This window comes from Castellaniella sp. (assembly GCF_034675905.1).
Taxonomy (GTDB): Bacteria; Pseudomonadota; Gammaproteobacteria; order Burkholderiales; family Burkholderiaceae_B; genus Castellaniella.
In genome coordinates this window covers 36127-60652 of the sequence record NZ_JAUCCV010000009.1, presented here as the reverse complement: position 1 = coordinate 60652, position 24526 = coordinate 36127, and the positions used below count along the sequence as shown (strand labels likewise).

At 60.7% G+C, this 24526-nt stretch carries 26 protein-coding genes and 1 pseudogene; 3 read left to right on the top strand and 24 right to left on the bottom strand.

Translation table 11 applies throughout. The annotated features are described in order from the left end of the window. Positions 1 to 113: 113 nt before the first annotated feature. From flgJ to flgB, 12 genes and pseudogenes are all read right to left on the bottom strand, one after another. The gene (gene flgJ / locus VDP79_RS09075) at positions 114 to 1082 is read right to left on the bottom strand and encodes a flagellar assembly peptidoglycan hydrolase FlgJ (RefSeq protein WP_323017889.1); all 969 of its coding nucleotides are present in this window, start codon (positions 1080 to 1082) and stop codon (positions 114 to 116) included. A gap of 4 nt (positions 1083 to 1086) precedes the next feature. Next, a complete protein-coding gene (locus VDP79_RS09070; RefSeq protein ID WP_323018079.1) occupies positions 1087 to 2190 on the bottom strand; it encodes a flagellar basal body P-ring protein FlgI in 1104 nt (367 codons plus the stop codon). A gap of 52 nt (positions 2191 to 2242) precedes the next feature. After that, positions 2243 to 2941: a flagellar basal body L-ring protein FlgH gene (locus tag VDP79_RS09065; RefSeq protein ID WP_323017888.1), complete on the bottom strand. Its 699-nt coding sequence runs from the start codon at positions 2939 to 2941 to the stop codon at positions 2243 to 2245. A gap of 5 nt (positions 2942 to 2946) precedes the next feature. After that, the gene (gene flgG, locus VDP79_RS09060) at positions 2947 to 3732 is read right to left on the bottom strand and encodes a flagellar basal-body rod protein FlgG (protein ID WP_323017887.1); all 786 of its coding nucleotides are present in this window, start codon (positions 3730 to 3732) and stop codon (positions 2947 to 2949) included. A gap of 31 nt (positions 3733 to 3763) precedes the next feature. Further along, complete coding sequence (gene flgF, locus VDP79_RS09055; RefSeq protein ID WP_323017886.1) at positions 3764 to 4516, bottom strand: flagellar basal-body rod protein FlgF; 753 nt, start codon at positions 4514 to 4516, stop codon at positions 3764 to 3766. A 15-nt stretch (positions 4517 to 4531) separates the two neighbouring features. After that, positions 4532 to 4621, bottom strand: coding sequence for a flagellar basal body rod C-terminal domain-containing protein (locus VDP79_RS14945; RefSeq protein ID WP_416233094.1), 90 nt, complete (start codon positions 4619 to 4621; stop codon positions 4532 to 4534). Positions 4622 to 4733: 112 nt separating this feature from the next. Continuing rightward, a pseudogene (locus VDP79_RS14940) lies at positions 4734 to 5214 on the bottom strand (flagellar hook-basal body complex protein); the annotation flags it as partial. A gap of 208 nt (positions 5215 to 5422) precedes the next feature. Further along, on the bottom strand, positions 5423 to 5677 hold the full coding sequence (locus tag VDP79_RS14935; RefSeq protein WP_416233093.1) for a hypothetical protein: 255 nt from the start codon (positions 5675 to 5677) through the stop codon (positions 5423 to 5425). A 34-nt stretch (positions 5678 to 5711) separates the two neighbouring features. Further along, on the bottom strand, positions 5712 to 5981 hold the full coding sequence (locus tag VDP79_RS14930; protein WP_416233087.1) for a flagellar hook-basal body complex protein: 270 nt from the start codon (positions 5979 to 5981) through the stop codon (positions 5712 to 5714). Positions 5982 to 6061: 80 nt separating this feature from the next. Continuing rightward, positions 6062 to 6733 carry a flagellar hook capping FlgD N-terminal domain-containing protein gene (locus VDP79_RS09045; RefSeq protein WP_323017885.1) on the bottom strand — a complete coding sequence of 224 codons (672 nt, stop codon included), beginning with the start codon at positions 6731 to 6733 and terminating at the stop codon, positions 6062 to 6064. Positions 6734 to 6744: 11 nt separating this feature from the next. Then, positions 6745 to 7152, bottom strand: a complete 408-nt coding sequence (flgC, locus tag VDP79_RS09040; protein ID WP_323017884.1) for a flagellar basal body rod protein FlgC — start codon at positions 7150 to 7152, stop codon at positions 6745 to 6747. Positions 7153 to 7179: 27 nt separating this feature from the next. After that, a complete protein-coding gene (gene flgB, locus VDP79_RS09035; RefSeq protein WP_323017883.1) occupies positions 7180 to 7596 on the bottom strand; it encodes a flagellar basal body rod protein FlgB in 417 nt (138 codons plus the stop codon). Between the two features lie 185 nt (positions 7597 to 7781). Between flgB and flgA the strand changes: the two genes are divergently transcribed. The 3 genes from flgA to VDP79_RS09020 all read left to right on the top strand — a co-directional run bounded on the left by flgA (position 7782) and on the right by VDP79_RS09020 (position 9378). Next, positions 7782 to 8522 (top strand): flagellar basal body P-ring formation chaperone FlgA, encoded by a 741-nt coding sequence (gene flgA, locus VDP79_RS09030; RefSeq protein WP_323017882.1) that lies wholly within the window; start codon positions 7782 to 7784, stop codon positions 8520 to 8522. 89 nt (positions 8523 to 8611) lie between these two features. Then, positions 8612 to 8899 (top strand): flagellar biosynthesis anti-sigma factor FlgM, encoded by a 288-nt coding sequence (gene flgM, locus VDP79_RS09025; protein WP_323017881.1) that lies wholly within the window; start codon positions 8612 to 8614, stop codon positions 8897 to 8899. 41 nt (positions 8900 to 8940) lie between these two features. Beyond that, complete coding sequence (locus VDP79_RS09020; RefSeq protein ID WP_323017880.1) at positions 8941 to 9378, top strand: flagellar protein FlgN; 438 nt, start codon at positions 8941 to 8943, stop codon at positions 9376 to 9378. An 11-nt stretch (positions 9379 to 9389) separates the two neighbouring features. Here the strand turns inward: VDP79_RS09020 and VDP79_RS09015 are convergent, their stop codons facing one another. The 12 genes from VDP79_RS09015 to cheA all read right to left on the bottom strand — a co-directional run bounded on the left by VDP79_RS09015 (position 9390) and on the right by cheA (position 24418). Beyond that, positions 9390 to 9743, bottom strand: coding sequence for a hypothetical protein (locus VDP79_RS09015; protein WP_323017879.1), 354 nt, complete (start codon positions 9741 to 9743; stop codon positions 9390 to 9392). A gap of 36 nt (positions 9744 to 9779) precedes the next feature. After that, on the bottom strand, positions 9780 to 11741 hold the full coding sequence (gene flhF, locus VDP79_RS09010; protein ID WP_323017878.1) for a flagellar biosynthesis protein FlhF: 1962 nt from the start codon (positions 11739 to 11741) through the stop codon (positions 9780 to 9782). Continuing rightward, positions 11738 to 13855 carry a flagellar biosynthesis protein FlhA gene (gene flhA / locus VDP79_RS09005; protein WP_323017877.1) on the bottom strand — a complete coding sequence of 706 codons (2118 nt, stop codon included), beginning with the start codon at positions 13853 to 13855 and terminating at the stop codon, positions 11738 to 11740. Before flhA ends, flhF begins: the two co-directional genes overlap by 4 nt. Beyond that, the gene (gene flhB, locus VDP79_RS09000; protein ID WP_323017876.1) at positions 13852 to 15015 is read right to left on the bottom strand and encodes a flagellar biosynthesis protein FlhB; all 1164 of its coding nucleotides are present in this window, start codon (positions 15013 to 15015) and stop codon (positions 13852 to 13854) included. The genes flhA and flhB overlap by 4 nt, the downstream gene beginning before the upstream one ends. Positions 15016 to 15109: 94 nt before the next feature. Next, the gene (locus tag VDP79_RS08995; RefSeq protein ID WP_323017875.1) at positions 15110 to 16660 is read right to left on the bottom strand and encodes a methyl-accepting chemotaxis protein; all 1551 of its coding nucleotides are present in this window, start codon (positions 16658 to 16660) and stop codon (positions 15110 to 15112) included. Positions 16661 to 16978: 318 nt separating this feature from the next. Continuing rightward, positions 16979 to 17626 carry a protein phosphatase CheZ gene (gene cheZ, locus VDP79_RS08990; protein ID WP_323017874.1) on the bottom strand — a complete coding sequence of 216 codons (648 nt, stop codon included), beginning with the start codon at positions 17624 to 17626 and terminating at the stop codon, positions 16979 to 16981. A gap of 10 nt (positions 17627 to 17636) precedes the next feature. Continuing rightward, complete coding sequence (gene cheY, locus VDP79_RS08985; RefSeq protein WP_323017873.1) at positions 17637 to 18020, bottom strand: chemotaxis response regulator CheY; 384 nt, start codon at positions 18018 to 18020, stop codon at positions 17637 to 17639. A gap of 57 nt (positions 18021 to 18077) precedes the next feature. Next, positions 18078 to 19145 (bottom strand): chemotaxis response regulator protein-glutamate methylesterase, encoded by a 1068-nt coding sequence (locus VDP79_RS08980; protein WP_323017872.1) that lies wholly within the window; start codon positions 19143 to 19145, stop codon positions 18078 to 18080. A gap of 20 nt (positions 19146 to 19165) precedes the next feature. Further along, positions 19166 to 20011: a CheR family methyltransferase gene (locus tag VDP79_RS08975; protein ID WP_323017871.1), complete on the bottom strand. Its 846-nt coding sequence runs from the start codon at positions 20009 to 20011 to the stop codon at positions 19166 to 19168. Between the two features lie 15 nt (positions 20012 to 20026). Next, on the bottom strand, positions 20027 to 21754 hold the full coding sequence (locus tag VDP79_RS08970; protein WP_323017870.1) for a methyl-accepting chemotaxis protein: 1728 nt from the start codon (positions 21752 to 21754) through the stop codon (positions 20027 to 20029). A 56-nt stretch (positions 21755 to 21810) separates the two neighbouring features. Next, positions 21811 to 22308, bottom strand: coding sequence for a chemotaxis protein CheW (locus VDP79_RS08965; protein WP_323017869.1), 498 nt, complete (start codon positions 22306 to 22308; stop codon positions 21811 to 21813). Positions 22309 to 22336: 28 nt separating this feature from the next. After that, positions 22337 to 24418 (bottom strand): chemotaxis protein CheA, encoded by a 2082-nt coding sequence (gene cheA / locus VDP79_RS08960; RefSeq protein WP_323017868.1) that lies wholly within the window; start codon positions 24416 to 24418, stop codon positions 22337 to 22339. Between the last annotated feature and the right edge of the window lie 108 nt (positions 24419 to 24526).

The window sequence follows — 24526 nt, the reverse complement described above, 5'->3', positions numbered from 1 at the left end:
CTGCAATCCTGTCTGTGATGCAAACGCCTGATCGGCATCCGCGAGAATTCGTCTTACCTGATAACGGCAGCACAGCGGGAAAATTTAGCGCTAGGCAAACCGCCGCCGCCTTATCAGCGGGCGTTGAAATATCCCATGATACTGATCAGCTTGTCCGCATAGGACGGGTCGGTGGCATAACCGGCAGCCTGCACCTTGCGGGCGGCGTCCTCGGCGCTGCGGGCCTTCATCACATCGCTATAGCGGTCGCTCTGGCTGATCAGCTTGGCGTAATCCCTAAAAGAATCCGCATAGGAATCATAGGCGCGGAAAGGCTGCGACATCTTGCGCGGCTCGCCGTCTACATATTCGGTGGTCATGACATGCACCACATCGCCGCGCCAGCTGCCGCCGGCCTTGATGCCGAACAGATTATGGCTGCTGCTGCCATCTGAACGCAGGATTTCACGCTGCCCCCAACCGGATTCCAGCGCCGCTTGACTCAGAATCAATTTAGCCGGTACGCCGCTGTGCTGCGCGGCAGACTCAGCCGCCACCGCCATCCGATCCACAAAGGTGCGGATATGATCCGGCGCCCCTTGAATGGCGCTGCGCACCTTTTGCCCCAGATGACGCTGGCTCAACAGATCGATCAACGAAGTAATGGAATCCGCCGCCTGCCGTTGACCCTCGCCGATGCGCGATTGCAGCCCAGGCAGGCGCGAACGGGCGGCCTCGGGTGGATTGGCCAGAGGATCCAAGGGCTTGCTCAGCACCCCGCCTTGCATCTGCGCCATCAAGGCGTCGGCTAAACCGATACCGGGGTTGGCCAACGCCAGAGACGCCTGTTCGTCGCTCAGGCTGCGCGCCATGCGCGTGGCCTGCGAATCGAACAGTGTCGGCATCTGATCGCTGGTCTGGCGAGCCTGCTTCATCAGCATCTGGATGAAGATCGCCTCGAACTGCCGGGCAATTTCGCGCTGTTTTTCTTCCGAAGCAGGATTCGCCTGCACCCCGCGCTTCAGCGTATTCAGGCCGCTGAAATCCAGCGCCGAGGGTGTGGCGTCTGCGCTGGGCAAAGGAGTATGGGTCGTGAACGCCATGATGCTAGATCACATCCAGATCGGCCCGCAGGGCGCCGGCGCTTTTCAGATTCTGCAGAATCGACAGCAAATCCTGCGGCGTGGCGCCCAAGGCATTCAAGGCCCGCACCACATCCGCCAGATTGGCGCTGGTATTCACCCGTTTCAAGGAACCATTGTCGCTGCGCATTTCAATCTGGGTGTTGTTGGTGACCACGGTCTGGCCGCCGCCAAACGGCGTCGTCGGCTGGCTGACCTGCTGCTGCGGGCTGATGGTCACCGACAGATTGCCATAGGCGATGGCGGCCTCATCGATCATGACGGTGCGATTCATCACCACCGACCCGGTGCGGGCATTGATCACGACGCGAGCCCGGGCTGGCGGCAGCGTCACCTGCAAATTTTCAACCTGAGATAGAAACGCCAACTGCGATTTCGGGTCCATCGGCGCCCGCAGCTCAATGGTACGGCCCGTCACGGCAGTGGCTGTCTGCCCGCCGAACTTGCGGTTCAAGGCCGTCACCACGTTTTGCGCCACGGCAAAGTCGCTGGAATTCAATTCCAGCCGCACGACGCCGTTCTGGGCGTAAGTCGTCGGCACGCCGCGCTCGACGATGGCCCCATCGGGAATAATGCCGCCATTCAACTGATTGACCTGCACGCTGGCCCCGCCCTGCGACGCCCCGGCGCCGCCCACCAGCAGATTGCCTTGAGCCAACGCATACACCTGGCCGTTGGCGCCTTTCAAAGGCGTCATCAACAGGGTCCCCCCCCGCAGACTTTTAGCGTTACCCATGGACGACACCACCACGTCCAGACTCTGGCCCGGCTGGGCAAAGGCAGGCAGACGGGTGGTGACCATCACAGCCGCCACGTTTTTCACCTGCATATTGGTGCCCTGAGGGACAGTGACCCCCAGCTGCGAGAGCATATTGGTCAGGCTTTGCTGCGTGAACGGCGTCTGGCGCACCTGGTCGCCGCTGCCGTCCAGACCCACCACCAGCCCGTAGCCGATCAAGGGGTTTTCGCGCACGCCGGTAAAGGAGGCCAGGTCCTTGATGCGTTCGGCGTGAGCAGTCGACAGGGGCAAGATCACCCCCAGACAGACCGCCGCCAAGCAGGCCCGCATACGCCGGCCGGTCATCAATTTTTGTACAGACACCTGTTGATTGATCATGAGCTTAGAACGGGGCAATATTCAGGAAGAAGCGCTGCAGCCAGCCCATGGTCTGGACCTCATCCATCACGCCCTTGCTGCGATATTCGATACGGGCATCGGCCACCTGGGTAGACGACACGGTGTTGCTGCCGGTGATGGAACGCGGGTCCACCACACCGGAAAAACGCACATATTCGCTGCCGCGATTGATGGCGATCTGCTTTTCACCGGCGATCTGCAGATTGCCATTGGGCAACACACCGATCACCGTGGTAGTCAGGGTGCCGCTGAACACATTGGTGGCGCTGCTGGAACCCTTGCCCTGGGACTGGTTGCCGCTGCCCACATTAAAGTTCTGCTTGGCCCCCAGATCGGTAGGCAGGATCGCCGGCGCGATACCAACATTCATACTGGCGCTGCCATTGCGATTGGTGCTGGTATCCACACTTTTAGCCGCGTTGGTCTTTTCCTGGATGACGATGGTAACGATATCCCCGACATTGCGCGGACGGCGGTCTTCGAACAGCGGATAGTTACCGTAGGCAGTGGGCTGATAGATGGACCCATTGTCCAGGGCAGCCGGCGCCAAAGGCGGCGGTGGCGGCGCCGTCAGCGGGCCGGTGACGATCGGCTCGGGCGGCACCAAAGCGCACCCGGACAGCAACAAGGCCGCGACGGCCACCCATGATCCCGCAAGACGACGCAAACCCTTCATGGACATCCTGATTACAGCTGTGTCAAACGGGCAAGCATCTGATCCGATGTCTGCACGGCCTTGCTGTTCATTTCAAAGGCGCGCTGCGTGGTGATCATATTGACCAGTTCCTCGGCCACATTGACGTTGGAGGTTTCCACGTAATTCTGGATCAAAATACCTGCGCCATCCAGCCCCGGCTGCAACTGATTGGCCGGTCCCGAAGCATCGGTTTCCGCGTACAGGTTCTCGCCCAGGCTTTGCAGGCCAGTGGGGTTGATGAAGGTCGACAGCTGCAGCTGGCCGACCTCGACATTGGTGCCAGTGGCGCCCGGCTGGGTCACGGATACCGTGCCGTCGCGGGAAATGGAGATCGACAGCGCATTGTCGGGGATATTGATGCCCGGCTGAACGGTATAGCCGCCAGCCGTCACCAACATGCCATTCTGATCGCGCTGGATGCTGCCGTCACGCGTGTAGGCGAATGATCCATCAGGCATTTCCACCTGCAGAAAACCGTTGCCCTGAATCGCCACATCCAACGGATTGCCGGTTTCTTTCAGATTGCCCGTGGTGTGGATGCGTTCGGTCGCCACGACGCGGGCGCCCGTACCCAGTTGCAGGCCGGACGGCAGCTGATTGGCTGCCCCCACAGTGGCGCCAGGCTGACGCATGGTCTGGTACATCAGGTCGGCAAATACGGCGCGGCCGCGTTTGAAGCCCGTGGTATTGACGTTGGCCAGGTTGTTGGAAATCACATCCATGGCGGTCTGCTGGGTTTCCAGACCGGTCTTGGCGATCCACAGAGAACGTATCATCTTGAAAAGTCCTGTTCAGGGGCGCGAGGCATCAGCCCGCCGCAGAAAGTATCGAATTGCCGCGTTCTTCGTTGGTGCTGGCGTTTTTGATCACCTGCATCTGCATTTCGAACTGGCGGGCGTTGGAAATCATGGCCACCATGGCTTCAGCCGGATTGACGTTGCTTTTTTCGATGAAGCCGGGAGCGATCCGGATGGACTCATCCGGCTGGGCAGGCTGGCCGCCACTCAGGCGAAACAGGCCATCGTCACCGCGCACCAACTGGTCTGTGGGGGGATTCACCAGCTTCAGCTGAGCCAGCATCTGGATGTCGCGCGGATTATCACCCGCCCCCAGCGCGCTCATCTGCCCGTCGGTGGCGAAGGTCACAGTCCCGCGTTCGGGAATCTCGATGGGACGCCCGTCATTGGACAGCACCGGCAAGCCGGTCTGCGTCACCAGTTGATTTTCCTGATTGACGGCAAACTCGCCTGCCCGGGTGTAGGCCTCGGTGCCATCGGGGGCTTGCACGGCGAACCAACCCTGGCCTGCGATGGCAGCATCCAAGGCATGGCCGGTTTCCAGCATGGCGCCCTGGCCGAAACGGCTGCCCGGCGTGGATGCCACGGTGCTGACGCGGGTGGGCAGTTCGCCCGCCTGCGGCACCACCGGCACCGAACGATAGACGGCCAGCTGTTCGCGGAAACCCGTCGTGGACACATTGGCCATATTGTTGGAAATGGCCGACTGCTGTTCCAGAATGCGGGCGGCGCCGTTGGACGCCGTGTACAGGATACGATCCATGCCGTCCTACCGCGATTAACGCATCGTGATCAAGGTCTGCAGGATCTGATCCTGCGTCTTGATGGTCTGGGCATTGGCCTGATAGGTGCGCTGGGCAATGATCATATTGACCAGTTCCTGGGACATGTCCACGTTGGATTCTTCGACGGCCTGGCCCTTGATGACGGCCAAACCGTTGCTGCCCGGCGTCCCGTACGATGGGTTGGCCGGAGTTGGCGGTTTCCGCCCAAGCATTGCCGCCTACGGGCTGCAGGCCTTGCAGGTTGGCGAAGTCGGCTAGGGCGAGCGTACCCATGGTCTGCTTAGCGCCATTGGTGTAGTTGGCGATCAGCTCACCATTGGAGCCAATGGACATGCTGGCGTATTCGCCGGTGGCGTAACCATTCTGGACGAAGTCCTGGGAATAGCTGCCGCCAAACTGGGTGGAACCCTCATAGGCCACCGGGATCGACACCGGATCAGCCGGCGAGGTCGTCCCGCCCGGGGTGAAGGTGATCGTCGCCGGCGAACCAGATGCAAGACGGCCAGCACTATCAAATTCGAGCGTTGCTGTAGTTGGCCGGAGGAACGGGCGGAACGCCGTCGACGACGTAGTTGACTTCCCAGACGCTATTGCCACCCACTGGCTCACGCTTGGTGTAGTACTGCTCGATGCGATGCGAATTTCCCAACGAGTCGTAGACCGTCAGCGGGACCATGTTGGAGTACGAGTCGGAATTGCTAGGATCGAATGCGATTGCAGCCACTGCAGGGACATAGGCCACATTGTTGCCCGTCGAAGGAATCGTGACGTCAGGGACACCCGCAGTAAGAGTCACCGTCGTCGCCGGTGTTCCTGTCGTAGTACTGGTCAACCGTCGGCTGGCACACTGACCAGGAGTACCCGCCGGATCGCTATACCAATCGTTACTCACCGGTCGGTAATAATAAGTTGTATCCACACCACCGGATGTCAACACAGACCTTGGCTAACACTTCAGATGTCGGTGGCACAACGTTCGAATTCGCGTCCAGATTCACCTTGTTGGTGATGGTGCTGGTCGCCTGGGGCGCGATGTTCCCCACCGGCACAGTCATGCCGATCAGGCTGGTACCGCCCGGCGCGTAGCCCATCAGCTGCTGGCCCTGGGCATTGACGATCTTATGGTCTTTGTCGGCCAGAAATTGACCATTGCGCGTGTACAGCGTGGCGCCGTTAGGCTGGTGTCACCACGAACAAACCCTTAGCCCCGTCGATGGCCATATCAAACTGGTTCCCTGACGTGGATACGATGCCGGTGGTGAAGCGCTGATTGATGGACGCGACCTGTACGCCCAGCCCGACGCGAGAGCTGGCATAAACGTCGGCAAAGGTAGCTGTACCGGACTTGAACCCTACCGTGCCGGAGTTGGCGATGTTATTGCCGATGACATCCAGGTTTTGTGAACTGGCATTCAGACCGCTAAGACCTTGACCGAAACCCATGATTGACCTCTTTTCTGTACGTACTGCGAAATGCGTTGAATTTGGACTGTGGCGGCCCGATGGCCCGCCGCCAGAAGAAACTACATGACCTGCCGAATGTCGAGCAGAGAAATTTTGCCGCCCATGGCCAGATTAAGCTTCAGGCCTTCGGTGGTGTAAGCGATGCTGTTGATGCTGCCGGAGGTCAAGGCCTCGGCCGAGACAGGCTTGCCGTTGGCGTCGGATGCCTCGACAGCAACGTCATAGGCGCCCGCAGGCACGACAACACCTGCCGTGTCCTTGCCGTCCCATTCCAGGGGATAGACCCCGGCTTTTTGGGCATCCATTTCCTTGGAGTAGACGACCTTGCCGGCGTTATCACGGATCGTGACCGTGACCTTGGCGGCCTCGGACATCAGGTCAATGCCAAACGTGGTGGCGGCGCCATCCTCGCCGACCTTGATCTTTTCGCCCGGGTACAGGACGCTTTTACCGATCAAACCCGCAGCCTGCAGGGACTGGGACATATCCATCTGGCCCGACAGGGCCAGCAGGGTGTTGTTCAAGCTTTGAATGCCATTGACCATGGACAGCTGGGCGATCTGCGAAGTGACTTCCGCATTGTCCATGGGATTCAGGGGATCCTGGTTCTGCAACTGGGTGACCAGCAGGGTCAGGAAACGGTCCTGCGTATCCCCCATCAGGGATTTTGTCTGGGCATTGGCCATCGCGCCGGCGGCGTTCGAGCCATAGACATCATTGACGGTTGTCATGATCGGATTCCTTATTGACCGATGGTCAACGTTTTAGCCATCAGCGATTTAGCCGTGTTGATGACTTCGATATTGGCCTGGTACGAACGCGATGCCGACACCATATTGACGGTTTCAGCCACGACGTTGACATTGGGCATCGTCACGTAGCCGCGGGCATCGGCCAGCGGGTTTTCAGGGTCGTACTGCAGGCGGGGCGGCGCATTGCTTTCCTGGACAGCCGACACGCGCACCCCGCCGACGGCAGCCGACTGCGCAGACGGCGTCATCTGGAAAACCACCTGGCGCGCACGGTAAGGCTGGCCGTCGGGACCGACGGCGCTGTCGGCATTGGCGATATTGCTGGCCGAGACGTTCATGCGTTCGGACTGGGCGGTCAGTGCAGAGCCGGCAATCTGGAAAATACTGAAGGTGGACATGAGCGTGGTTTCCCTGGATTCCGGTGATTACTGCTGCATGGCGGTCAGCAAGGACTTGATGCGGCCGTTGAGCACCTGCAGATCCGCCTGATATTTGGCCGTATTATCGGCAAATTGGACGCGTTCGACATTCATATCGACCGTATTGCCATCCAGGCTGGGCTGCAGGGGTACGCGGTAGAGTTCCTGAGCGGGGCCGCTGCTATGCGCTTGGGCGGGGATGTGACGCGACGATGTCAGCGTCAGGGATGTATCCGGCAGGCGCGGCATGCCGCTGCCACCGCCCATCGCCTCGCGCAGCGTCGCGCTGAAATCGATGTCACGCGCCTTGTAGTTGGGCGTGTCGGAGTTCGCGATATTGGTCGCGAGGATTTCCTGTCGCTGCTGACGCAGGGCCAGGGCTTTCTGATAGAACTCGAAGTCCTTGCCGATTCGATCAATCATGACATGCAATGCAATCAAGTGAGTGGAGTGCGCACCCACCGGGCACCAAATGATCCCAGACCATTCGCGGTTTTAGCGCACATTGGCATAGTACGGCCCGTGCAAATGCCATAAAGGCTGGAACAAAGCAGGGATTGAAGGGCTATTCGGGCAATGTCGCCAAGCATCTCTTTTACAATGCTGGCATGCCTATCCGCCCTATCCTGCCAGGATCGCTTCGCCCCCCTTTCCGCCGCGCGCTCTGCGCGCTGATCATCGCACTGCCCGGTGCGGTGGCGCTGGCCCAGACCCGCAACCCTGCACCGGCTCTGCAGAACCCGGCCGCCATCGTCACTCAGGTCGAAACCTTGCTGAAAGACCGTGCGGCGTCCTATCCCGGCACGGCCACCATCACGGCGGACACCCCCAGAATCACCAATCAGGCCGCCTGCAGCCAACTGGATGCCTTTCTGGCCGGATCGGGCGGCCTGCAGCCGCGCACATCCGTCGGGGTGCGCTGCCTGGCGCCCCAGCCCTGGACTCTGTACGTGCAGGCCAGTGTGCAGATCATCGGCCACTATTTTGTCGCCAGCCACACCCTGAACCGGGGGACAGTCATCGGCCAGGACGATCTGGACACCCGTGAAGGCGATCTGCTGCGCCTGCGCCGGGTGATCAGCGACCCGGCACACGTCGTGGGCTGGATCACCACCCGCCGCATCCGATCCGGCGGGCCGATCGAGGGCAATGCCCTGCGCGATCCCAATTCCATCGCACGCGGCCAGCAGGTACGCACCGTGGCCCGCGGCGCGGGCTTTGTCGTCTCCGGCGAGGGCCAGGCGATGGGATCCGGCAGCCCGGGCGCCCAGATCCAGGTACGCACGCCCAATGGGCAGATCATCACCGGCACGGTGCTGGATGCTCATACTGTTCAGGTTATGATGTAGCGTCAGTCAAACGACGCCTAAAGATCTGCGATTTGCTGCCGTAACATGGGATGCACCAATTGATCCCTGCCCTTTCCCGGAGACGAGCCTTGAAAATCAATTCCACATCGTCCAACCCCCTGCTGAACGGGGTGTCCGGGAATGCGCGCACCGACAGCGGCAGCCATGCTGCTGGCAACACCGCGGGCAGCAGCCGATCCGAAGTCGATCTCAGCCCGGCGGCTCGTCAGCTGGCGGCCCTGAACAACAGCGACGCCGACGTGCAGACCGCGCGCGTCCAGCAGATTCGCGATGCCCTGGCATCGGGCGAACTGAAAATCGACGCGGGCCGCATTGCCGACAGCCTGCTGGCCAGTGTGCGCGATCTGCTGAAATAATCCAGTACACTGGTCGCCCGCCCCGATAATATCATCCCATCATGAGCCATATCGACGCGCTGCTGCAGTGCGTGGACGCACAATCCGAACTGCTGAACGATTTCATCCAGGTCCTGGAAGCCGAAAACGCCCTGCTGCTGGAAACGCCTTCCAATGAAGCGCTGGGTTCATTGACTGTGCGCAAAAATGATTACGCGCGCCGGCTGGGCGAACTGGATCAGGCCCGCACCACGATCTTGACCGACATGGAACAGCCCGACAATGCCGCCGGCATCGAGGCCGTCTGCGCTCTGCATCCCGACTTGCGATCCGCCTTCGACGGTTTGTTTGAACAGGTCGCTCAGGCCAGCACCCTGAACCAGAGCAATGGCCAGATCCTGAAGACCTTCATGGAACACAACCAGCAGGCGCTGGACACCTTGCGCAGTCTGATGGGTCAGGAGCTGTACGACGCCCGCGGGCGTCTGTCAAAGAAATAAGCGGCCGGCCTCTAGTTCGCCAGCAATTCCTTCAGCGTATACAACTTCAGCAAACCAGCGGGCGACTGCCGGGCTGACAGCTGATCGGCGCCCAGCATACGGGCGACGACACGGGCAGCCGGGGCCAAAGCAGGATCCTGCACCAGACGCCAGGCGGCCAAGCCCATCTGAGCAGCCAACACTGCCCGATCCAATAGCGGTTCACGACCTTGCGCATCGGCTAGCCAAGGGGCAGCCAGACGCCATGCCGCGTGGCATTCCTGACGCAGCACCAGAGCGGCAGCCACTCGGGCCGAGTCGATATCCGCCTCAGCTCCGAGCAAGGCATGCCAGATGCGCAGCACCCGACCATCCAGAGGGTCCACCGCCCGTACGCAATAGAGTCGGACCGGCAGCGGTGACTACTCCCCCCGTGCCTGCAATTGGGCGTCGCCTACGCCGGCCCACCAGGCCAAGGAGGCACTGTCCAAACCTGCAGGCGCCGTCAAATGGGTAAAGAGATCGGCGGACAGCGGCTGCAGCAACAAGCGCTGGGCGGCAGCCGATACCACACAGGCCTCGCCATCCTGGTAGACCCGGGCACGGGCGCTGCAAGCGGAAATCCAGCAATGTCCCTGGGCGCTGAGCGCCCGCAACATGGCCTGGCTACCGCCCTCAAAAACATGCCAAGGCGCAAGCGCCTGGTCGGCAGATTCCAGCTGAATCTGAACCAGCAGCGCATCGGCAGCCGATGGCGCCACGGACGAAGCCCCCTGCGGGGTATACCAGCCATCCGCCAGACCCGCCTGCTGCGTGGCAACCGCCAGTGGCCGGCAGCGATCATCGAACCAGGCGGCGCCCGACCAGGCGCCACGGCGCCCCTGCCAGGCAAGCGGTTGACGATCATGCACGATCAGGGCGGAGGTCGATTCCCCCAGATCCGTTTGCGCCACCCGGCGCAGGTGATCGATGGCATCGGCCGCAGCGGGCAAATCGCCGGCGGCGCGGCTATGCCATAGATCATAGGCTTCCGACAACACGGGATCTTCGTCCAATAGCGTCACCGCTGCCTGCAGTTCACCCAAGCCCAGGGAATCCCCCCGGGCGGACTGGGTCAGCAACTGCGGCAGCAGCACCTGCTGGCGGCGACGCTCGGCGGCCGATTCAGCGCTGTGTTCCGGCTGCGTGATCGACAGCAAAGCGGCCAGATCTGCCTCGGTGGGAGCGAACTGCGGCCGCGCGGACTGCAGCGGCACCAGGGCATGGTCAACCAGTTCCGCGGCAGTCAGAAACAGCAGATTTTCGGGGACCTTCTGCCCATTGGACACATAATGGATCGGCAAGCGATAGCGGATCGCCGTATCCAACGAAGCGCCCAAACAGGCGGCCTCGTCGATTTTGGTGATGACGCAGCCGCGCAAAGGCGTACCGCCATCCCGGGCATAGGAACGGGCGACCTCATCCAGCGTATCGCCATGACTGGACGCATTCAACGCCAGCAGGCGTTCCACCCGACGGCCGGCGCCGGCCAGCAGCGCGGCCTGATCCGCCACGTAGCGATCCCGCTGGCTGATGCCGACATTGTCGATCAACACGGTCTGGTCCGGGCGCACGGTCTGCAGGATGCGACGCAGTTCGTGCATGTCTTGCACGACATGCACGGGCACCCGCATCATCTGGCCGTAGATCTTCAGCTGTTCATGCGCCCCGATCCGATACGTATCGGTCGTCAGCAGCACCAGGCTGCCTGGGCCGTTGCGCCGCACGCACCGCGCCGCCAGTTTGGCGATCGTCGTGGTCTTGCCCACCCCGGTGGGGCCGACCAGGGCCAGCGCCAGGCCCGGCTGCCACAAAGCGTCTTCGGAAGACAGCACGGGCAGATGCGTGATCAGTTCATTGCGAGCCCACTGCAGGGCCGAACGCGCGCCCGACAATTCAGGCAGGGTCTTGAGCATGGCCCGCAACAAGGTGGTGCTGAAACCGAAGCGCAATAAATTCTGGAACAGCGTGACGGCCTGGGGAGAGCGGCGCAGCTGATTGCCCCATAGCAATTCATCGATGCGGCTTTCCAGAGAACCTTTCAGTTCGCCAATCACACCGGCCAGTTCATCTCCTGAGGGCGCAGCAGGCGGTGGCGCAACTGACACGGGTGCGGCAGGGGCAAGCGGCGGTGGCGAGCGGACGGGCTGCTGCACCGCGCCGCTGGCGGCCTCGTCGACGGCAGCCTGAGCGTCTTCGGGCAAGGAGGTCTGGTCCGTGGCGAGAATTTCCACCCCGCCATTGACACGTTTATTGGAAATGATGAGCGCCTCGGACCCCAGCGCCAGGCGCACCTGGCGCATGGCTTCCCGGTTCGTGGCGCCAAAGAAACGACTGATGTTCACGCAGCAGCACCCCCGCCGATGACGGCTGTAACCCTGATCATACGATCTTCAGGGATTTCGGCGCTGGACAGCACAGCCATATGCGGCAGATGATGGCGCAGGAAACGCGACAGCGAAGCCCGCAGCACCGGCGGCACCACCAGCACCGGCGCATCGCCCCGGTCTTCCTGATCCTGCACCAGACGCTCGGTTTCGGTCAGCAGATTGTCGGCCAGACCCGGTTCCAGCGCCCCGTTGGCGCCCAGGGCCTGCATCAGCACGCGTTCCAGACGGGCATCCAGACCGATGACGCGCAGCTCTTCTTCACCCGAGAACCAGTGCTGCACGATGGCGCGACCCAGCCCCACCCGCACCTGCGCCAGCAGCTCGTCCAGATTGGGGCCGGAGCCGGCAGGGTTGAGGCTGGCCAGGCGTGGCGCATGGTCGGTGATGACCTCCAGGATGGTGCGCATATCGCGGATGGGAACATCTTCGTCCAGCAGGCTGCGCAACAAATTCTGCAGTTGCGGCAGCGCAATGGTTTTGGGCACCAGGTCTTCGATGAGTTTCGGCACGTCGCGGGCGACATGATCCAGCAATTGCTGGGTTTCCTGCCGGCCCAAGAGCTTGGCCCCATAACGGTGCATCAGATGATTCAGGTGCGTGGCCACCACCGTCGCCGTATCCACTACGGTATAGCCTGCGATCTGCGCCTGTTCGCGCAAGGCAGGATCGATCCAGATGGCGGGCAGACCGAAGGCTGGATCCTGGGTGGCTGTACCCGGCAGCGGACTGGTGACGCCGCCCGGATTGATCGCCAGCCACTGGCCGGTCTGCGCGATGCCCTTGCCGATTTCCACACCGAACAGCAGGATGCGATAGTCGGTAGGCTTGATTTCCAGATTGTCGCGGATATGCACCACAGGCGGCAGGAAGCCCATTTCCTGGGCGAATTTTTTCCGCAAGCTGCGGATGCGATGCAGCAGCTCGCCGCTTTGCTGGTGATCGACCAGCGAAATCAGGCGATAGCCGACTTCCAGGCCCAGCGGATCGACTGGCGAAACATCATCCCAGCTGGCCTCGGCAGCCGCCGCTACGGCCGCCGTGTGTTCCTGATCGGGACGGCTGGCCGCCGCCTGCAGATCGCGCTGCTGGCGCTTTAGAATCGCCCAACCGCTGCCGCCGATAATGGCTGCCAGCAGCAGGAACGCCACGTGCGGCATATTGGGAATCAAGCCCATCAGGGTCAGGATGGCCGCCGTGATGAACATGACATTGGGGTTGGAAAACAACTGCCCCAGCATCTGCTGGCCGACGTCTTCATCGGTCGCCACACGCGACACGACGACACCGGCCGCCGTGGAAATCACCAGCGCCGGAATCTGCGCCACCAGGCCGTCACCGATGGTCAGCAAGGTGTAGACCGTGCCGGCATCCCCCACCGACATGTCGTGCTGGGCGACACCGACGATCAGGCCGCCGATGACATTGATCACCATGATCAGCAGGCCGGCGACGGCGTCCCCGCGCACGAACTTACTGGCCCCATCCATGGCGCCGTAGAATTCGGCTTCCTGGCTGACTTCCGCGCGCCGCTTGCGCGCGTCATCTTCGCCGATCAGGCCGGCGTTCAGGTCGGCGTCGATCGCCATCTGCTTGCCTGGCATGGCATCCAGGGTGAAGCGCGCGCCGACTTCGGCGATCCGTCCGGCGCCCTTGGTGATCACGATGAAGTTGATGATCACCAGAATGACGAAGACCACGATCCCGACGGCGAAATTGCCCCCCACCAGAAAGTGCCCGAAGGCCTCGATCACCTGACCTGCGGCATCCGGGCCTTTGTGCCCGTTCATCAGCACGACGCGGGTGGAAGCGACGTTCAGCGACAGGCGCAACAAAGTCGCAAACAGCAGCACCGAAGGAAAGGCGGCGAAATCCAGGGGCTTGCGGGTGAACATGGCCACCAGCAGGATCATGACCGACAGCGAAATATTGAAAGTGAACAGCAGATCCAGGATGAACGGCGGCAAGGGCAGAATCATCATGGCCAGGACCATGAGAATCAGCACCGGCCCGGCTAACAGGCGGGCATGCCCGAAGCCTTGGGTCTTGAGAAAATCCAGGAAACTGTTCATGAGGAGAATGCGTGAGCCGGTTCAGGGCGATGTTGCGGATCGAGTTCGGGCGGGACCGGCAAAGCCTGCGGCACCTGCGGCAGTGTACCCGAGCCCTGCTGCCAGGTACGGACTTGATAGACCCAGGCCAGGACTTCCGCCACGGCGGAATACAAGGCGGCCGGGATTTCCTGGTCCAGGCCGACATGATGATACAGGGCGCGGGCCAAAGGCGGGGCTTCCAGTTGCGCCACATGATGATCCTGCCCTAACTGACGGATCTGCGCGGCAATCAGGCCGGCGCCCTTGGCCACCAGCACCGGCGCGCCCCCCTGCCCTTCGCTATAGCGTAAAGCCACGGCATAGTGGGTCGGGTTGGTGATGATGACATCGGCATCGGGCACGGCAGTCATCATGCGCCGGCGCGCCATGCTGCGTTGCTGCTGGCGAATGCGGCCCTTGACATGAGGATCGCCTTCGCTGTCCTTGTGTTCCTGCTTGACATCGTCACGGGACATGCGCAACTGTTTGGCGTGATTCCAAATCTGCCAGGGCACGTCGATCAGCACCAGAATGATCAGGGTCGACGCGACCAGCAGACAGCACATGGCCACCAGACTGAGTCCCTGAGCCAGGGCATCGCTGATCGACATATGCGACAAAGCCAGCATGTCGGGAAGATACGCCCCGATGACCTTGACGGCGACAAAACCGATCAACACGGCTTTTGCCAGGGTCTTGATCAGTTCGATGAAGGTCTGCGCCTGAACGAAACGCTTCATCCCCTTTAGGGGATTGAGGCGTTCAAGCTTGGGCTCCAACGCCTTGGGCGACAACAGAAACCCCCCCAGGGCGACAGAAGAAAAAATCCCCACGACCATCAACAACCCGAAAATCGGCAGCACCAACAGCAGACCTTGCCAAGCCGACATTCCAGCCACATTGAGCATGACCTGCGGATCGCTGGTGATGCGGGCGTCGAACCACAGGCCGCTACGCAACACGCCTTCCAGGGTGTAGTACAGGTGACCGCCCAAAAACCAGAGCGCCCCGATCCCGCAGAGCAGGGCCAGAAAGGTGCCGAGTTCCCGCGAACGCGCGACCTGGCCTTCGTCTCGCGCCTTTTGGAGGCGTTGAGGCGAGGCTGGTTCGGTTTTTTCGAGATCGCTATCCTCGGCCATCCTGGCGACTATCCGGCGATGTTAAAACAGCCTGGATTGTAGTCTGCAGGCCAGCTGGGGGAATAGCAGATAAAAGCGCAATACCCGCGACAATTCAAGGGCTTGCCAATTGGGCGACGGCGACGGGCGCTGGCGTGGGCTGGCTGGCCTGCTCGAAACGCTGATAGTCCAGGCCCATACGCACCGCCCCCCAGCGCGTGCCGTTCAGTTCCACCGGAATCGATACGTCGGTGATGATTTCGCCCGTGTCGCGCATATAAGTCTGGCACAGCACGCCGCCCCGGTTGCGGATGGCCCCCTGACTGATCTGATCGTCGAACAGGCGCTTGTCTCGGCAATGCGCCGTATCGTGGGCGAGATCTCCTGTCGGCGGCTGGGAGTACTGACGATTATGGGTCGGGGCATAGCCGTTCATATCGATCAGAATGGCGTAGGACCCATGCGGAATATGCCCCAGGATGTCATCCAGAATCTGCTGCAAAGCCTGGTCCAGCTTTTGGTCATAGGCGACGTGATAGCGCGGCGGCTGGCTGCCCGGAATCTGGCGATAGGCTTTATCGAAGACATCCAGACCATCGGCCTGCCCCCGGCGCAACAGCGCCACCGCCTGATCACGCAACCGCCCCAGGCAGGATTCCAGGTGGTCAAACGGCGTCGCCCCCGTGCGCCAGGCCGCCAGCATTTCCTGCAGGCTTTCGGTCTGGTCGCGCACACCATGCACCTGTTCGCGCATGGACTGCATGCGCTGGCGCAACACGGCGCTGTGATCGGCGATGAGTTCAATGGAGGAACTCATCGCCTGATTGGTGTCATTGACCTGCGCCACCTGTTCGGTTACGCCGTCCAGTTGTACTCCCACGGCGCTGAGTTCACGCACCAAGGCGCCGAACTGTGCTGCAAAGTCGCTCACCAAGCCGTCCGAAGCCTGCATGTCGGTATAGATGGTGCGGCTTTGCTTTTCGGAATCGGATACGAGCCCCAGGATTTCACCGGTATGCAGCACAATATCGCCGGTAGCGGCATTAACGCGTTCGGCCAGTTTGCCCACCTCGGTGGCGACCACGGCGAAACCCTGCCCGGCATGCCCCGCCCGCGCGGCTTCCACCCCTGCATTGAGCGCCAGCAGATGCGTCTGCAAGGCGATGTCCTTGATCAAGCGGGTGGTGTCCTCGACTGATCGGGCGCCACGGCTCAGCTGTGTGATGACCTGCGAGAAAGCCTGCATATGAGCGGTAACCCGCGCCACACGCTGCTGCAGATCCGCCAGCTGGCTCTGGGTAGCCTGCAGCCCGCTCAATTGGGTGCGAAAGACCTGGGTGGCCTGCATGACGGTATCACTGGTCTGTTGCGACAGGCCGGCAATCTGCACGCCTTGCGCAGACAGACTTTCGGCCTCGCTGGCCTGGGCTTGGGCCATGGCTTCGCAGGCCTGGGTATGGGCCTGCAGACGGGCAGCATTGATGGCGATGCGGATGCTGGACTGACGCATGACCACCAAGCGATTGCGCAAGGCGGTCAAGAAGGGACCGACAGACCAGGATAGCGGATTGCAGGTCCAGGCCCGATCATTCAAGGTGGCCCGCCCTCGGCGCAATTGCCGTAATAGACGCCCCAGCCCCAAAACCCGCGTTCGCCTCTGGTTCATGTCGCGTCTCCGTCAAAGCAGCCTGCCGATTGAGCGGCTGTCAGGGTTGCTGGATGGTGTCGGCTCAGGGCCGATGGAATACCGGCTCCTGATCAGGAATTTGGCCCATATTGAGTTTCAGATCTTACGCGGAACTTACATGCCGCCCCGATGTCACATTCTCGAGGGAAAACCCCACGTCGCCGCCTGCAAGGGGCTCCGGTTCTGCCGGCGGCGGACTGTCCGCAGGGACTGTCCGCCAGTGGCCCACGTCGCCGCCTGCAGGCGGCTCCGATTCTGACGGCTGCCAACAGTCCGCAGGGGACTGTTGGCAGTCCGTCAGAATCCCAGGCTGGAGAGGAGGTCGTCGACCTGGTCCTGGTTGGTCACGATGTCGTTTTTGCCCTGGGTATTGACCACCGGCCCATTGAGCAAGGTTTTGGTTTCTTCACGCCTTTCGATCGGCGCATTGTCGATCAGCACCTGCACCAGTTCGCTTTCGATGGCGCCGATCACGCCCAGCATCTTCATGATGACCTGCCCGGTCAGATCCTGAAAATCCTGGGCCATGATGATGTCCATCAGATTGTTCTGGGACGCCTGGGTTTTTTCCGGCACACCCTTGATGAAAGCACGCGTGTCATCTACCAGAGAACGGGCCTGATCGAGCTCGACCGGATGATCGAACCAGTCCTGCCAGCGAACATCCAGCGCCTTGGCATCCTTTTGCATGGATTCCTGCCAGGGCTGGGTCTGCTCTGCAGCGTTCAACACCCGATTGGCTGCCTGTTCGGTCATCTGAGCGACGTAATGCAGGCGATCCCGGGCATCGGGGATGGCATGCGCGGCATCCTTGATCGCCTGATCCAGGCCGAGCTCGCGCATGTTTTCACGCAGAGAACGCGTCAGCTGCGCGATCCTGTGGATCAGATCAACCGGAGGCGCCTGAATACCTGAATTGTTCGCCGAAGATTGTGCTTCCACCATGATCCGCCTCTCAGAGTTTTTCGAAGATTTTGTTCAGCTTTTCTTCGAGCGTGGCCGCTGTAAAGGGCTTGACCACATAACCGCTGGCTCCGGCCTGGGCGGCCGCAATGATGTTTTCTTTTTTGGCTTCGGCGGTGACCATCAACACCGGCAGATTCGCCAGGTTTGGATCTGCGCGGACGTTCTGCAACATCGTCAGGCCGTCCATATTGGGCATGTTCCAGTCAGAGACCACGAACTCAAAACCGCCGTTACGCAGTTTTTCCAAGCCCTGGGCGCCGTCTTCGGCTTCGTCGACATTTTCATAGCCCAGGTCTTTCAGCAGGTTTTTGATGATCCGGCGCATCGTCGGGAAATCATCGACGACCAGGATTTTCAAGGTTTTTTGGACCACGGATCGTTCTCCAGTCAATAAATCAGGCAGGATAGATGGCAAATATCTGCCGTTTGTTCACACACGGTGCCCGTAGGCACCCGCACTTTTCAAAATCAGTTCGCTGATGTCATCCAAGGGGACGGCTTCTTCGGCGGCCCCGATCAGCAAGGCTTCGCGGGGCATGCCGAACACGACGCAGCTGGCCTCGTCCTGGGCGAACGTGCGCGCCCCAGCCTGGCGCATGGCCAGCAGTCCCTGAGCGCCGTCCTTGCCCATACCGGTCAGGATGACACCCACCGCATTTTTCCCCGCCACCTGCGCCGCCGAGTGGAACAGCACGTCCACAGAAGGACGGTGGCGATTGACGGGGTCAGTGTATTCGAGCTTGACCACATAATTGGCCCCGGAACGGGCCAATTTCATATGAGCGACCCCGCCTGGCGCCAAATAGACGTGCCCTGGCAACACTCGCTGCCCGTCTTCGGCTTCGTGCACATGGACGGCGCACAGACCATCCAGGCGCTGGACAAAAGATTTGGTGAAGCCCGCCGGCATGTGCTGCGTGATCATGATGGCCGGGCTGTTGGCTGGCAAAGGCTCAAGCACGTGGCGGATGGCCTCGGTTCCCCCGGTGGAGGAGCCGATCATGATGAGTTTTTCCGTCGTGGAAAAATTACCGGCCAGACGCGGACGCACCGGAGTGTCGGCAGCATGCGCGGGACGCGGACGCAAACGCGCATGTGCAGCGGCACGGATCTTGTCAGCGATCATGTCGCCGTAATCGAGCAAGCCATCGCGCAGGCCGAGCTTGGGCTTGGTAACGAAATCGACAGCGCCCAATTCCAAGGCTTTCAGGGTGACTTCGGAATTACGCTCGGTCAGGGATGACACCATGACCACCGGCATGGGGCGCAGACGCATCAGCCTTTCAAGAAAATCCAGGCCGTCCATGCGCGGCATTTCAACGTCCAGCGTCAGCACGTCGGGGTTGTGTTGCTTGATCAGGTCGCGAGCGATCAGGGGGTCAGGCGCCGTCGCCACGACTTCCAGGTCAGGCTGCGCATTGATGATTTCCGTCATCAGGCTGCGCACCAGCGCCGAGTCGTCCACACACAGGACGCGTATTTTTTTCGATTCAGCCATCTCAGCAAATGTTCCCAATATCAGGCAAGGGCATAGACCGTCTGCCCCTGCAGGCGCAGGGATTTCGTCAAATACGTAAAGTTTTCGGAATGCCCTGCAAACATCAACCCGCCCGGCTTGAGCAAAGGCACGAAGCGTTCCAGAATTCTGGTCTGGGTGGGTTTGTCAAAATAAATCATCGTATTGCGGCAGAAGATTGCGTCAAATTTCTGATTGATCGGCCAGCTGGGCGACACCAGATTCAACTCTTCGAATGTCACGAGATTGCGAATCACCGGCTTGACCATCGCCATGCCCGATTGCCTGCCCGTACCACGCAAGAAGTAGCGGCGCAGGAACTCAGGGGGAATGGGCTTGATGCGATCCAGCGTATAAACGCCCTTGCGCGCCTGCGCCAGCACCTGCAGGTCGATGTCGGTCGCCAGCACGGAAATACCGGCATCGGACTGGCCACAGGCATCATGCAAAGTCATGGCCAGGGTGTAAGGCTCTTCGCCAGTAGACGAGGCACAGCACCAGATGGAAATAGGCTTGCGGCGGGTACGCACGAAATCAGCCAGAATCTGGAAGTGGTGCTGTTCACGGAAAAATGCCGTGTGATTGATGGTAAAGGCGCTGACGAAACGATCCCACTCCTCGGACTGGGGGTGTTGTTCCAGATGGTTCAGGTAATCGCGCACCGAGTTCATGCCTGCATGGTGCGCTCGCAAGCCCAGCGTACGGGCCGCCATGTCCTTTTTGTGCTCCCCCAGCAGGATGCCCGCCCGTTTGTGCAGCACGTCGACGACCCGCCCAAGATCCTGCGCATCGGCCTTGGGCAAGGCCGGTTGCGAGAAGTAGGAAACGGATGCGGCATCATGAATCATGTCTGGGACTCGAGGTTAGACCTGCCCCAGCGCCAGCGGTGGACGGCCTGCCGAAGGGGTATAAGCCAACTGCCCGCCCTGGACGTCGATCACTGGACCGCCTTCCTGGATGCGGAAAACCGACACCGCTGCACTGAGATGTTCCGCCTGATCCTGCAAAGACCCAGCGGCGCTGGCGGCTTCCTGAACCAGGGCCGCGTTTTGCTGCACTACCTGATCCATATCGGTCACTGCAGCATTGATCTGATTGATACCATCCGCCTGTTCGCGCGATGCGGAGGAAATTTCATTCATGATGGCCGTCACTCCCTGCACGGACTGGACAATATCCCCCATGATACGACCGGCATCCTGAACCCGCTCCGAGCCTTCACGGATGCGCTCGACGGAGTCTTCGATCAGACCCTTGATTTCCCGGGCGGCCTGAGCGCTGCGCTGAGCCAGAGACCGGACTTCGCCAGCAACAACGGCGAAGCCCTTGCCCTGTTCACCGGCACGGGCGGCCTCGACGGCGGCATTCAGTGCCAGGATGTTGGTCTGGAAAGCAATACCATCGATCACATTGACGATGTCGGCGATCTTGCCGGAACTGTCGGTGATGCCCGTCATGGTCTCGGCCACGCTGGACACAGCCGCCCCGCCCCGCTGAGCCACATCAGCAGCACTTTTTGCCAGCTGATCGGCCTGTCCGGCATTGTCGGAATTCTGGCGCACCGTGCTGGCCAGCTGTTCCATGCTGGCCGCTGTCTGCTGCAGCGACGCCGCCTGCTGCTCGGTCCGGCTGCTGAGATCCGTATTGCCGGCAAAGATTTCCTGCGAACCCAAGGTGATTTCGCCCACGCCGCTGCGCACCTGGGCGACCATGCGCACCAGCCCTTCCTGCATGCGCTGCATGGACAGGTACAGCACACCAATTTCGTTGCGCGACGGCACTTGAATCGTCGCGGTCAGGTCGCCGGCGGCAATACGGTCAAAATGTTCGCCGGCAAGGCGCAAGGGGCGCAGAACGATGCGCTGCAGAAACAGATAAGCCATCACGGCAAACAGCAGCGCCACGAACATCGACACCCCGACGACGGCAACCACCCATGTCAGGTGCTCGTCTTCAACCACCACCGCTTGGCGGATCAATTCGGTCTCGTGCTGCTTCAAAATCAGATACGCCTGATTGAGTTTTTCCTCTGCAGGGTCGACTCGGCTTTTCTGCAATTTTTCATATTCATCGATATGCCCGGTCTTCAGGTGCGCCAGCACAGCAGGCAAGGCCTCATGGACCAGGTCGGTGTAAAGCAGGCTGATTTGATCCGCACCGCTATCGGTCGGCAGAAACTGCGCCGCCGCTTGGCGAAAGCGCTCCATGGACTGGCGAGCACGTTCCAGCACGGCTTCCGCCTGCATAATCAGGGAGCGAGTCTCGTCGCTGAGCACCGCCGCATCGCTTTCGCCGTCCGCGCTCCAGTTGGACAGGATGGCGCTATTGGTCAGATCGCTATTGACGACAATACTGGCCAGAGCGCGCCCCATCAGCGCCTGCACGTTTTCATACTGATAAACCGCGTCATCCAACAGGGAAACTGTTTCCTGTTCACTGGCGATACGCTTGAGCGCATCATTGTTCATTTTCAGGGACAAGACCCCCAGGAGGGCGCCTGAAATCAACATGATGAAGAAAAAAACAAGCACCAGAACCAGACTGGTGCGGACTTTCAGCGCACTGAAAAGACGCTTCTGACCTGCCTGCATGAATCAAAACCTCGTGAGCATGAATGTGTCTGTCACAATACAAGCGACTACCCGAGTCAGGCCGCCGCGCTTTCAACCAGCGCCATTTCTTCGCTGGTCATGAGCTTTTCAATGTCTACCAGAATCAACATGCGATCACCGATCGTGCCGATGCCGGTCAGATGTTCAGTGGAAAAGGCCGAGCCGAACTGCGGCGCCGAGCTGATCTGCGACGTCTGCAGGATCAGCACATCCGACACCCCATCGACCACAACGCCGACGATGCGGGAACTGACATTGAGGATCACCACCACAGTCTGTGCGGTGTATTCCACATTGTCCATATTGAATTTCATGCGCAGATCGATGATCGGCACAATCACCCCGCGCAGATTGGTCACGCCCTTGACGAAAGATGGGACGTTGGCGATGCGCGTCACGGTCTGGCTGTCATAGCCTCGAATTTCCTGTACTTTCAGGATATCGATGCCATATTCCTGGCTAGCCAGCGTAAAGATCAGGAATTCCTTGCCTTGGGTTTCGGCCTGATCCTGTTTGGCGTCGGTAAGATTCATGGTGGCTCCAGAAGCGAGAAAAATGGGATCAAGCCGCTGCCGACGACGAACGCATAGCGGTCGTGCGGCGCAGCGCAAAGACGTCCACGATCAGTGCAACGCTGCCATCACCCAGAATAGTGGCGGCGGAAATCCCCGGCACCTTGCGATAATTGGTTTCCAGATTCTTGACGACGACCTGATGCTGGCCGATCAGATGATCCACCATCAGGGCGAAGCGCTGGTCTTCCGCCTGCAGGATCACGGCAATAGCCTTGGTCAGGTCAGTCTCTGCATTCCCGACATTGAAGATCTCGTGCAAGGCCACGACGGGCAAATATTCACCGCGCACATGCAGCATCTGCTCGGTATCGGAGATCCGATGAATCTGTTCGACGCTGGCCTGCATGGACTCAGTGACGTGAGACAGCGGCAGAATGAAGGTTTCCTCGCCGACCTTGACCGACATGCCATCCAGAATGGCCAGCGTCAGCGGCAGCACGATGCGCGTGGTCGTTCCATGGCCCTTGCGGGACGACAGCTGCACATGCCCGCCCATGCTTTGAATATTACGGCGCACGACGTCCATGCCCACGCCGCGACCGGAAATATCCGTGACCTTTTCCGCCGTGGAAAATCCAGGTGCAAAAATCAGCTGCCACAGTTCATCATCCGGCGTGGATTCGGATACCGGGAAGCCCTGGGCGATGGCCTTTTTCAGGATCCGGTCGCGATCCAGGCCGGCGCCGTCATCGATCACATCGATGATGATCTGCCCGCCGTTATGCTGGGCCGACAGGATCAGCGTGCCTTCGGGATCTTTATCCTGCGCCATGCGGGCTTCGGGCATTTCGATGCCATGATCCAGGCTGTTGCGCACCAGGTGGGTCAGCGGATCGATGATGCGCTCGATCAGACTCTTATCCAGTTCAGTAGCCTGCCCCTTGGTGACCAGCTTGATCTGCTTGCCCAGCTTATGGGCGTTTTCACGCACCACCCGGGGGAAGCGGCTGAAGACATAATCCATAGGCATCATGCGGATGGACATGACAGCCTCCTGGAGGTCGCGGGCATTGCGATCCAGTTGTTCGATACCGTTGAGCAGACGATCATGCAGCACGGGGTCCAGGGACTGCGCCGTCTGGACCAGCATGGCCTGGGTGATCACCAGCTCGCCCACCAGATTGATGATCTGGTCGACCTTTTCCACACCGACCCGAATGGTGCCGCTTTCTTTTTTGGCCTTGTGGGCAGCGGATTTATCGCCGCCGTCCGCAGGATGATCGCTCGACGCAGCGGGATGGGATGTCTCGGCATCGCTGGCGGATTCTGCAGCAGCAGATTCGGTGTGTGCAGGTTCCTGGCCGGCGCTGGCCGCAGAGACCGGCGCTGACATGCCACCCACTGCCGGCGCGGACTCTGTCGGCAGGGCTTCGTGGGTGACATCCACCTGATCAGCATTGACGATAAAGCAGCAGACGGCTTCGAGATCAGCCGTGGACGTGGTGCTCTGCAACCAAAGCGTCAGATTGCCGTCCTGGTGAACACGGTGCAGGATGGCGCCCATCAGCGCCATCTCGTTGCACAAGGGATCTACGTCCTTGTCCTGAATGCTGTTGATCCGCACCCGTACCGGCAGCGCTCCGCCGCCGGCTGCCGCCGCAACCGGCGGCGCGCTAGGGGCCGGAGCAACCGGCGCCGCTGCAGGCGCTGCCGCCTGGCTGCCAGGCTGATGTTCCAGGGCCAACTGGCGCAACTGAGCGCAGATGCGTTCGTAGACTTGCTGGTCGGGTTTTTCCGCGCCGCGATACGCGGCGACTTGATCAGTCAACACGTCCTTGGTTTCCAGAAATAGGTCGATCATATCCTGACGCAAGGGTATTTCACCATGACGGATCAGGTCCAGGAGGTTTTCCAGTAGATGGGTCGTTTTGGCGAGTTCTTCGAAGCACCCGAAAGTGCCGGCGCCACCTTTGATGGAATGCGCCGCCCGGAAAATACCGTTCAATTCATCCGAATCCGGATTTGCCAGATCCAGGTTCAACAGCAATTGTTCCATATTGGCCAACAACTCGTCGGCCTCGTCAAAAAACGTATCGTAGAATTCGCTGAGGTCCACACCTGCGCTCATGATTACCCTCGCCTTAATTGCTGGCCGCCGGGGCGGATACTGCCGCCGGCGCGCCGGATGGTTGGTTTGCCTCAGGCTGCATCGAGCCTGTTTGCGATAAGGCCTCGG

Bases quoted from the DNA above. Each gene is read 5' to 3' on its own strand.
- flgJ (WP_323017889.1), bottom strand. From the start codon at position 1,082: ATGGCGTTCACGACCCATACTCCTTTGCCCAGCGCAGACGCCACACCC.
- VDP79_RS09070 (WP_323018079.1), bottom strand. From the start codon at position 2,190: ATGCGGGCCTGCTTGGCGGCGGTCTGTCTGGGGGTGATCTTGCCCCTG.
- VDP79_RS09065 (WP_323017888.1), bottom strand. From the start codon at position 2,941: ATGTCCATGAAGGGTTTGCGTCGTCTTGCGGGATCATGGGTGGCCGTC.
- flgG (WP_323017887.1), bottom strand. From the start codon at position 3,732: ATGATACGTTCTCTGTGGATCGCCAAGACCGGTCTGGAAACCCAGCAG.
- flgF (WP_323017886.1), bottom strand. From the start codon at position 4,516: ATGGATCGTATCCTGTACACGGCGTCCAACGGCGCCGCCCGCATTCTG.
- VDP79_RS14945 (WP_416233094.1), bottom strand. From the start codon at position 4,621: ATGATCATTGCCCAGCGCACCTATCAGGCCAATGCCCAGACCATCAAG.
- VDP79_RS14930 (WP_416233087.1), bottom strand. From the start codon at position 5,981: ATGGGTTTCGGTCAAGGTCTTAGCGGTCTGAATGCCAGTTCACAAAAC.
- VDP79_RS09045 (WP_323017885.1), bottom strand. From the start codon at position 6,733: ATGACAACCGTCAATGATGTCTATGGCTCGAACGCCGCCGGCGCGATG.
- flgC (WP_323017884.1), bottom strand. From the start codon at position 7,152: ATGTCCACCTTCAGTATTTTCCAGATTGCCGGCTCTGCACTGACCGCC.
- flgB (WP_323017883.1), bottom strand. From the start codon at position 7,596: ATGATTGATCGAATCGGCAAGGACTTCGAGTTCTATCAGAAAGCCCTG.
- flgA (WP_323017882.1), top strand. From the start codon at position 7,782: ATGCCTATCCGCCCTATCCTGCCAGGATCGCTTCGCCCCCCTTTCCGC.
- VDP79_RS09020 (WP_323017880.1), top strand. From the start codon at position 8,941: ATGAGCCATATCGACGCGCTGCTGCAGTGCGTGGACGCACAATCCGAA.
- flhA (WP_323017877.1), bottom strand. From the start codon at position 13,855: ATGAACAGTTTCCTGGATTTTCTCAAGACCCAAGGCTTCGGGCATGCC.
- flhB (WP_323017876.1), bottom strand. From the start codon at position 15,015: ATGGCCGAGGATAGCGATCTCGAAAAAACCGAACCAGCCTCGCCTCAA.
- VDP79_RS08995 (WP_323017875.1), bottom strand. From the start codon at position 16,660: ATGAACCAGAGGCGAACGCGGGTTTTGGGGCTGGGGCGTCTATTACGG.
- cheZ (WP_323017874.1), bottom strand. From the start codon at position 17,626: ATGGTGGAAGCACAATCTTCGGCGAACAATTCAGGTATTCAGGCGCCT.
- VDP79_RS08980 (WP_323017872.1), bottom strand. From the start codon at position 19,145: ATGGCTGAATCGAAAAAAATACGCGTCCTGTGTGTGGACGACTCGGCG.
- VDP79_RS08975 (WP_323017871.1), bottom strand. From the start codon at position 20,011: ATGATTCATGATGCCGCATCCGTTTCCTACTTCTCGCAACCGGCCTTG.
- VDP79_RS08970 (WP_323017870.1), bottom strand. From the start codon at position 21,754: ATGCAGGCAGGTCAGAAGCGTCTTTTCAGTGCGCTGAAAGTCCGCACC.
- VDP79_RS08965 (WP_323017869.1), bottom strand. From the start codon at position 22,308: ATGAATCTTACCGACGCCAAACAGGATCAGGCCGAAACCCAAGGCAAG.
- cheA (WP_323017868.1), bottom strand. From the start codon at position 24,418: ATGAGCGCAGGTGTGGACCTCAGCGAATTCTACGATACGTTTTTTGAC.